Below are 9,135 nucleotides of genomic sequence, written 5' to 3' on the forward strand. Positions count from 1 at the left end.
ATCACATCCTTATCGATGCCGCTTACTTGCCAGATCTTCTCTTCAAACATCGAAAGGTTGGCCTCGATGTCTTCCCAATGTAAATCGGATTGGATTATGGTGATTTTCAGGTCCTGCATGGCGGTGTGGATTTGGCTGCAAAGAAACGCAATGATCAAGTAAATCTAAAGACCAAATTTTTCTTTTTGGGTGTATTTTCAACGGTCGGCTGGTAATCTGACAAGACAAACCGTTTACAATGGGAGATCGGTTCTTCATCATGGACTTCTCCCGTCTGAAGCAAAAAAATTCTCAATCGCAGTTTGTGTGCGTAACAAAGAACTCATTCTCGCCTATGCTCCTGTCTCCAGCGATATCACTGCTCTTAAAAATATACCGCTCTACTCCTCTGTTGTTCGCTCATCCTCGAATGCTTGTACAAAGCAAAGTGAGTTCTGTATATTGATCAACTTGACTGGCACTATTCTGAGTTTAGACAGATAGGCCACCCGTTATGTGCTATATATAGTTGTGCTTCGATCATTAATTTTCTAAAAGTATATATCTCAACGATGGCATGTAATTAATAGCGGCAACCGAAAAGCTATAACAGAGTAGGTGAAATCTTAATGTTACCAAATATGATGTACGAACGTTTAACCTTCCGATGGAGATCGTGCCTGATCCTCCTATTCATTGCTCTATTGGCATCCTGCTCTCAGGATGAAATGCAGCCACAAGATGTACCCACACAAGACAAAGATCTGATCGCAGCATTGGGCTTTGATGTAACCGGCATGAAAAGTATGGGCGAATTTTATCTGGTTGAAAATGATATACTCTTACGCAAGGACAAGCTGCATGAATATCAACCGGTAAATACTATATCTATACCTGACGGCCGAACAGAACAGGCGCGTGTAAGTGATCTGGTAAGTCTGGCGAATCAACGTAACATCACGGTGTTTGTCGACAGCAGCATTCCTACCTCCGGTGATGACGACTGGCGAACCGAAGTGCAGCAAGCTATAGCAGAGATCAATGCTATATCTAACAGCCGAATACGCATGCAGTATGTTACCAGTGGCCCGGCCGATATAACCGTGCGCGATGATGCCGGTGCTTTATACGATGGCCCTGTAGGTGGCTGGGTATTGGCCGCAGCCGAATGGCCCGCGAGCGGAAATTCCGGATATCAGATACGAATAAATCTGAACACTGATAACAATCGTGTATTTACTACTGGCCAAAAGAAGTATAACATGGCCCATGAGCTCGGTCACTGTGTAGGGTTCCGTCATACCAACTGGTCGGGTCTTGGTGAAAGTGCTGGTATAGGTATAAGCGGAACACCCAACAGTGGTTCTAATCCCGATCCTAATTCAGTAATGAATGGAGGCACTGCGCTAAATTCGTGGAACGGATTTTCTTCGTACGACCGCATCGCTTATTCTTCCACATACCCGGCTATGTCTGTAAGTACATCCGGCCCTACAAAAGGAAATAATTCCGGCACCTATACATGGAGTGCTTCTGCTTCGGGTGGTATAGGGCCCTATACCTATGCCTGGTATTACAGCTACGATGGACAAAGCTATACCAATCCATTCGGGAACGGATCGAGTGTTTCAGCACAGCTCCCGCTGGACCTGGATCTATACCTTCAGGTAATAGCAACAGCTTCTGACGGGGAGACTGCCGTTGATGAACATTTCACGATGAATCTGGATGCCAACTGATTGTTTACTAATAAAAGAGCCTGCAGTGTGCAGGCTCTTTTGTATATATTGTTGATATCGTATACCACGCTATATTTTTCTTAAAATCTCTCCGGCACGCGCAAGTGTCTCTTCTTTTTTGGCAAAGCAGAAGCGGAGTAAATGATTGTCTGTTTTATCCTGATAAAATACAGATACCGGTATAGATGCTACTTTAAATTTCTTTGTTAATTCTTCCGCCATCGCTACATCTCCCTGCCGGGATATATTCCTGTACGACACTACCTGGAAATAAGAACCGCTGCTTGTTATCGGCTCAAATGATGAACCTTTTATCTGCTGCAGGAAGTAATCGCGCTTCTGCTGATAAAATTTACCCAGCGACTGGTAATGCTCCGGTGTCTGCATATACTCGGCAAGCGCCAGTTGTACCGGTGTATTTACACTGAATACTATAAATTGATGTGTCTTGCGAACTTCGCGGGTCATATATTCCGGAGCCACTACATATCCGGCTTTCCAACCTGTAGCATGAAATGTTTTCCCGAATGAAAATACAGCAAAGCTTCGCGAGGCCAGTGCCGGATAATGCAATACACTTTGATGCTTATGATCATCAAAGATCAATCGCTCATATACTTCATCGCTCAGCACAAACAGATTATGTTCAAGCACAATCTTCTCCAGCTCTTTCAGATCACTTTCATCCAACACCGAACCACTGGGATTATGCGGTGTGTTGATCATGATCAATTTAGTGCGAGTTGTGATTTTCGAACGAACAACATCCCAATCGATCGAAAAATCGGGAACGTTCATATTAATATGTACGGGCACGCCTCCGTTTAATCGTATAGCAGGGTCATAAGAATCATACGATGGATCAAACAGAATTACTTCATCTCCCGGACTAACACATGCAGCGATAATAGCAAATATACCTTCTGTTGCTCCTGCAGTAATGGTGATCTCTGTTTCCGGATCAATCGTGCGCTGATACGTATCGGCTATAACTTTTGCAATGGTATTACGCAGTGCTGGTGTACCCGACATGGGTGCATACTGGTTGTTCCCTTCCAGCATATACCGGTGCACCAGGTGAATGATCTTCTCATCGATACTGAAGTCGGGAAAGCCCTGCGACAAATTGATGGCGCCATGATCAAGCGCCATCTTCGACATAATGGAAAATATAGATGTACCTATATCCGGAAGCCGTGATTGTATCTGCATGTTTATCCTGAAAGTCTTGAGAAGCGAACATTCGACTTCGGGAAGTCCATTCCCATGCCAAAGGCCCAGCTCAGTGCTGAAACAAAAATGGTTAATACAACCGGAAAGGAAAAGTCGGGTGCTAATAAAACCTTGTCAGAAGATTGTATCACTGTAATAATTCCCCCTGTAACAATAGACAGAATAGCCAGCCACTGGTATATTCTTAACCGGGCAATGATCTTTGTCTGTGCCTCACCGCGATACGCTTCTTCTATAAAGCGTGATGCCCCTGCCAGTATAAAATACATACCTACAATAAGCGAAGACGAAGAGTCTGCCACCCATAAACGGAACAGCACAAGGCCTATAATGCTGTTGGCAATCATGGAGTAAAGCTGCGTGTTATGCAGCGGCTTGCCCTTCAATTCTGATATTTTACATACCCGACTGTGTTCATTGAAATAGCGAATGCCGTTGTGTTCGCTCGTTATCGCTCCGTGGCAACACCCTTGCACCAGGCAACGCAATCTGCCAACGGCTTGTGCCCACGGTGCGGCCAGTGCAAAAGCACAGGCAATGGATATATAGGACTGTCCATATATAACATGCGATATATATACTCCGAGTAATCCTCCGAGCAATGCTCCATAGTATCCAAAAGGCCGCAATAATTTTGGAGAGCCTTCTACAAATTGCCCCCACAGCACGCCACCTGCTAAAGATGATGTGGACGTGATCAGCAGTATCTCTATACGCAGCGAGAATTGTGCTGCAATCAATATACCTATAGCAGCGGCCAGCCCTGCATATATACTATGATTGATGATCCTTAATTTACCAATATGTATTTCTTTCCAGGAGTTTGCCAATCGCTCGCTTATGCGTTGCAGGTATTTCCAGATGGCCTCATGCTTCAAGGCAGCCCACACCACCAGCATAGCCATAGCAGCATCGGCTATCGAATGCACGGCTGTTGCTATACAACTAAATGTGATCATCCCGGCAAGCCACCACCACAATGCTCGCCACCGCGGAATAAATTTACTCCACGTAACAGCCGCTACCAGCGACCATATAACATGGAACGAAGGGAAAGCAGCGGAAGGCCCATCGATAGCGCGCTCCAGCAAGATCAATTCTCCCAGCCATGTTTTTGGTTCGAAAGGCCGGGGCGCTGAGTAAAATGGTAAAACAAAGAAGAGAAATATACCTATACCGGCACTCCACCATGCCAGCAACAGAAAGCTACGCAACTGCGATCTTGTTTTCAGAAAGAAAGGGAGCAAGCCAACGTAGAAGTATATAGATGCATAAAAAGCTTCGGGCCACTCCCACACAGGCCAATGCTCCTCAAATGAAAGAACAGTATTGATATAGTAATGGTCAGTGCCCATGTATATAAATAACTCATACATGGCAAACCACGGCACAAAAGCAGAGGCAAAAACACCGAAACGTTCAGAAACAGCAGGCTTCGCTGGAGTATCTTCCGGTAATCCAAAAACAGTTTTGTGTGGCAGCCGTCCAAATCGTTTTAATAAGTCCGGCTCTTCATAACCTGCTACCAAAGCTATGCAGAGTATAAACATTACCGGGGTGATTACATAAAAGCCTGCAGCCGATTGCACGATCATGGAAATACCTGCACAGCAAAAACAAAAGCCAGTATATATAGGGTGACGAAACAAACTATACCAACCCTTATCTACAAAATTTTTGGGCGGATAAGCATTCATGGGAAGGCCATTGCCATAGCGCCACAGATCAAACATCGATAGCATCACCAGTAAAAAACCGGTAATGGCTATAGCCGATCCGATAAGGGAGTTACCCACAACAGGTAAGGTAACAGGGAGTTGAATAGCCCACCCATAAAGTACAGCAGGCACAATAACACAAAATAACACGGCATAAAAGAACTTGCCGAAAAAAGAACTATTTACTTCCATTGTACAATCTCATGTATAGCTTTACCGGTAGCCATAACACGGTTGTTATGATGCAATGTTCCACTTGAAAGCCATTTGTTTTCCTGAAGTTGAAGAATTGATTTGGGGAATAACTTTGCAAGAGCGGGGAATCTTGAAAATACGGTGTCGGTTATTGTTCCGGTGCGCATTTTACTTGAATGCGACAACCGAAGTATATATTGATTAAAGTTAATTTCATCGTGTTCTATTATGGCTTCCGTAATCCTTCGGCCGTTATAGTATACCAGTGTTTTAGGCACAGGGCCGATCCAGCGTATCCAGATCACGGTGTGATCTTCTGACAGAAACCGCCCCCAGTGTAACTCATCTATAGGAAGTTTCCAGGGTGTAATGGTGAGGTTGATCTTCTCTGCATAACCCCATCCATTGGCAATGTGGCTGTCGCCTATAGATACCGTTGTGCCTGCTTTGGGAAACGTGCACTGCCATTGTATAGATTTACCATTGCCGGCATCAAGTAATGTTTCTTCCACTGCGCTGTCCGATCTCCTCCAGGTACCTGAGCAATCAAACGCCTTCCAATGGATTAAATTATCCTGCTGCAACGGAAATACTTTTTTGGAAAAACTGTTCCTCTTCCGAAGCTTGCCATCCTTATCAAGAAAAGTATAGCCGCTATAGTGCAGTGTTATCCATTTCCATTTTAAGGTAGCTGCATAGCCTATAAATGCCTGATGGAAATCATCAGAAGCATCGAGATACCATTTCTCCAAATGGAAACCACTCATGCAGCACGCTTACTTATCCGGAGCCGATATTCTATATTCGGTATCTACTTTTCCTTTGCTGATGTCAGCCAGTTTACCTTTCAGCAAACGCTTCTTGAGTGGGGGGAGGTAATCGACAAAGAGTTTGCCTTCTATATGATCGTACTCATGTTGAATGATGCGCGCCTTCATGCCATCGTACTCTTCTTCGTGCAGTGTCCAGTTCTCATCGTAGTAACGGATCGTTAACTGCTCCTTGCGCGAAACCTTCTCGCGTATATTTGGTATACTCAGGCAGCCTTCTTCAAACTCCCAGGGAGTGCCGGTCTCTTCAAGTATCTGCGGATTGACAAATACTTTTTTGAAATCCGTCATATCCTCTTCTTCTTCATCGAGCTCGGTGCCATCTACTATAAATAATCTTATGCTCTTGCCGATCTGCGGAGCAGCAAGCCCGATGCCATTGGCAGCGTGCATAGTCTCAAACATATCTTCGGTCAACTGCTTCAAGTCTGTGCCCTGCTCCAGGTCTTTCGCCTTCTGACGTAACACAGGATCACCATACATTACAATAGGATATATCATACCACAAAGTTAACCGTAATCCGGTACAGGTAAATTTTCTGAGTGGGAAATTGTAGAAGATGCCGGCAACTGACCGTATATAGGAACTACCGGACTGCATCCAGAAACGACTGCAGTATAATGGTGGCGCTGATCTTATCGACATTGCCTTTTACCTGGCGGTCTTTCTTTTTCATGCCGCCTTCGATCATAGCACGCATGGCCATACTGCTGGTGAAACGCTCATCCGCCAGGTGTACGGGCTTATCCGGAAAAGTCTTCTTGAGTTCTTCTACAAACTTTCTTACGAGCGGAGCTATTTCCGAATCTTCGTTCTTTAAAGTCTTGGGCATGCCCACTACAAATTCATCAACGGGTTCTTTCTGCAGATATACCTTTAAAAAATTCAGCAGTTCAGCGCTCGGCACAGTATCCAGCGGAGTGGCTATTATTCTCAGTACATCAGTTACGGCTATACCGGTTCGCTTTGTACCATAATCTATCGCCAGGACTCTTCCCATATAGCACTGAAAAAGAAGTGAGTGAAGTTTAATTGAATTTTACTTTGTCGAAGAAAGCTTTCTTTACCCTGGCTTCGAGGGCCATGGCCTTTGGAAAGAGAATTTCGTTTTCGATGCGGGCATGCGTTATCAGACTTTTCTCAAATGCACGAAGTTCATTGTATAGCACCTTGATGTGCAACGGTGTTCCGGCCTCTATCTGATAGTCTTTCGTAATCCTGCGGATGCCTTCCATTTCGTCATCATGTGTTTCATGATCGACTGCAAATTTCTGAACCGAATTTTTCTCGAGCAGGAAATATAGTTTGGTAGGTGTAAAGTTCCCTTTCGAAGCACGCTCTAATGTTTGTATGAACGTGAAGAATGTATCTTCTTCTTCATATATATGCTGAATGAAGTCTTCTACAAAAAGCGGAAACACCAGTTTTAAATCACGCTCCACGGTGCTATAGTCTTCATGAAGAGCTTTGAAACTTTCTACCAGGCGCGCTATATAGGGGAGCTTATGTTTTACAAAAAGAAAATGCGAGTGCTTCAGATATTCGATGATGAGATCGATCGGATATGAAACCAGCGGAAGATCAGCTTCACGCAAATGTGTTGGCGATTCGAGTTCGCGCACTACCTGCTCCACACGCAGGCCACGTTGCTTGCAAACCTGATCGAGCGTAAGCTCGGAATATTCGTAGAAGCGAATGCCAAAGTAAAACAACACATAGGCATGCACGTAGTTGCTATCTACGAGCTCTGAAATACGCGTGTCTTTAAGCGCTGATTTACTCATGGTTCTGGTAAAGATAAGCTAAAAAAACACCATAGTCAGCTAAGGATACCGGAAGAAAATCCAGGCACAGGAATCGGCAACCAAAACCGTGAAATTTGCATTCAATCCGCCTTTCGCCCGATGACTGCTTCACTTGCCTGCGAGAAAATCACAGGGCCTGACCCGGAAAAACTGATGGATATTACCATTCGGCAATCTGGAACTTTCTCATCCAACATTTATCTTCGGACTTCGTTAATAGATTATTTATTATTGCCGTATGAGTGAGAACAGAAATTCAAAGTATCAGATAAGTTTACCCATCGTGTTATGTCTCGGGCTGGCTGCAGGGGTGTTTGTGGGGTCAAGTTTCAGTTCGCGGAAAAGTACTGCCGATGTCGGTTCTGATGTTCAGAAACTACGCGAGGTACTCACCCAGATACATGATGAATATGTTGATACCGTAAACACCCGGAACCTGGTAGATGAAGCGATCCAGGAAATGCTTCACAAACTTGATCCGCATTCCTCCTATATACCTACCCAAGATCGCATTGCTGCAAACGAAGACCTTCGCGGTAATTTTGACGGTATAGGTATAGAGTTCAATATTTTTCAAGATACAATTGTTGTCGTTACTCCGTTGAGTGGCGGACCTTCCGAAGCATTAGGCATCCAGTCGGGCGATAAAATTGTAAAGGTAGATGACAAAGTATTGGCCGGTATAGGCGTAACTTCTGCCGATGTAATGAAAGCACTGAAGGGCCCGAAGGGCACTGAAGTAAGAGTAACGATTCTGCGAAGAGGTAAAGAGATCGAGTATAAAATTATCCGCGATAAAATTCCGCAGTACTCTGTTGATGTTTCCTATATGGTTGATAAAGAAATAGGCTATATAAAAGTAAATCGCTTTGCTGCCACTACCTACGATGAGTTTCATGAATCGCTGAGCAAACTGAAAGAGCAAGGCATGAAAAAACTTGTGCTCGACTTGCAGGGAAATCCCGGAGGGTATATGAATATAGCGATCGATATGGCGGATGATTTTCTGAAAGCCGGCAAGAAGATCGTGTTCACAAAAGGAAAAGATAAAAAAAATAACTCTGAAGCATTCTCAACAGACCGCGGAGCGTTTGAGCAAGGCGATCTGATCGTATTGGTAAATGAGGGCAGTGCTTCTGCATCTGAAATTGTATCGGGTGCTTTACAGGATAACGATCGCGCACTTATTGTTGGTCGCAGAAGTTTTGGTAAAGGACTTGTTCAGTCTCCGTTCGACCTGAGCGATGGTTCTGAATTGCGCCTCACGGTAAGCCGCTACTATACACCGAGTGGCCGCTCCATTCAAAAGCCTTACCAGGATGAAGATGAATATGCACTGGATATAGTGAGCCGCTATAATCATGGCGAGTTCTTCCATGCAGATAGTATCAAGTTTAACGACTCGTTGAAATATACCACTCCCAATGGAAGAACAGTATATGGTGGCGGTGGCATTATGCCCGATTATTTTGTGCCACTGGATACATCGCTGAACAGTCATTACCTGAACGAATTATATACTTCTACTTCCATCCAGGAGTTTACTTTCGGGTTTGCTGAAGTGCACAAAGAAGAGCTGGAGAAAAAAGGCTATGAAGACTATCTGAAGAATTTTGTTGTTACCGACAAGATGAT

8 protein-coding genes are annotated in these 9,135 nt (G+C 44.4%); 2 read left to right on the forward strand and 6 right to left on the reverse strand.

Annotated elements, in window-relative coordinates; translation table 11 throughout:
• The first annotated feature begins 620 nt into the window (after positions 1-620).
• Positions 621-1,718, forward strand: coding sequence for a M57 family metalloprotease (locus VIN08_RS17975; protein ID WP_331967836.1), 1,098 nt, complete (start codon positions 621-623; stop codon positions 1,716-1,718).
• Between the two features lie 69 nt (positions 1,719-1,787).
• On the opposite strand, the gene VIN08_RS17980 is transcribed toward VIN08_RS17975, so the two are convergent.
• From VIN08_RS17980 to VIN08_RS18005, 6 genes are all read right to left on the reverse strand, one after another.
• A complete protein-coding gene (locus VIN08_RS17980; protein ID WP_331967838.1) occupies positions 1,788-2,930 on the reverse strand; it encodes a methionine aminotransferase in 1,143 nt (380 codons plus the stop codon).
• Positions 2,931-2,932: 2 nt separating this feature from the next.
• Entirely contained in the window at positions 2,933-4,861 is a 1,929-nt protein-coding gene (locus VIN08_RS17985; protein WP_331967840.1) for a prolipoprotein diacylglyceryl transferase family protein, read from the reverse strand.
• Positions 4,852-5,631 carry a hypothetical protein gene (locus tag VIN08_RS17990; protein WP_331967843.1) on the reverse strand — a complete coding sequence of 260 codons (780 nt, stop codon included), beginning with the start codon at positions 5,629-5,631 and terminating at the stop codon, positions 4,852-4,854. Before VIN08_RS17990 ends, VIN08_RS17985 begins: the two co-directional genes overlap by 10 nt.
• 9 nt (positions 5,632-5,640) lie before the next feature.
• A complete protein-coding gene (gene def / locus VIN08_RS17995) occupies positions 5,641-6,195 on the reverse strand; it encodes a peptide deformylase (RefSeq protein ID WP_331967845.1) in 555 nt (184 codons plus the stop codon).
• Between the two features lie 86 nt (positions 6,196-6,281).
• A complete protein-coding gene (gene ruvX / locus VIN08_RS18000; protein WP_331967847.1) occupies positions 6,282-6,695 on the reverse strand; it encodes a Holliday junction resolvase RuvX in 414 nt (137 codons plus the stop codon).
• A gap of 28 nt (positions 6,696-6,723) precedes the next feature.
• Positions 6,724-7,479 carry an iron-sulfur cluster repair di-iron protein gene (locus tag VIN08_RS18005; RefSeq protein ID WP_331967849.1) on the reverse strand — a complete coding sequence of 252 codons (756 nt, stop codon included), beginning with the start codon at positions 7,477-7,479 and terminating at the stop codon, positions 6,724-6,726.
• Positions 7,480-7,738: 259 nt separating this feature from the next.
• Between VIN08_RS18005 and VIN08_RS18010 the strand changes: the two genes are divergently transcribed.
• The coding region (locus VIN08_RS18010; RefSeq protein WP_331967851.1) for a S41 family peptidase at positions 7,739-9,135 on the forward strand (1,397 nt) is incomplete at its 3' end.

Origin of the sequence: Ohtaekwangia sp. (genome assembly GCF_036568665.1) — a bacterium.
In the GTDB taxonomy this organism is placed as follows: Bacteria; Bacteroidota; Bacteroidia; order Cytophagales; family Cyclobacteriaceae; genus Ohtaekwangia.

Excerpts from the sequence above, each read along its gene's own strand:
- def (WP_331967845.1), bottom strand. The coding sequence starts at position 6,195 with ATGATATATCCTATTGTAATGTATGGTGATCCTGTGTTACGTCAGAAG.
- VIN08_RS17985 (WP_331967840.1), bottom strand. The coding sequence starts at position 4,861 with ATGGAAGTAAATAGTTCTTTTTTCGGCAAGTTCTTTTATGCCGTGTTA.
- VIN08_RS17990 (WP_331967843.1), bottom strand. The coding sequence starts at position 5,631 with ATGAGTGGTTTCCATTTGGAGAAATGGTATCTCGATGCTTCTGATGAT.
- VIN08_RS17980 (WP_331967838.1), bottom strand. The coding sequence starts at position 2,930 with ATGCAGATACAATCACGGCTTCCGGATATAGGTACATCTATATTTTCC.
- ruvX (WP_331967847.1), bottom strand. The coding sequence starts at position 6,695 with ATGGGAAGAGTCCTGGCGATAGATTATGGTACAAAGCGAACCGGTATA.
- VIN08_RS18005 (WP_331967849.1), bottom strand. The coding sequence starts at position 7,479 with ATGAGTAAATCAGCGCTTAAAGACACGCGTATTTCAGAGCTCGTAGAT.
- VIN08_RS17975 (WP_331967836.1), top strand. The coding sequence starts at position 621 with ATGATGTACGAACGTTTAACCTTCCGATGGAGATCGTGCCTGATCCTC.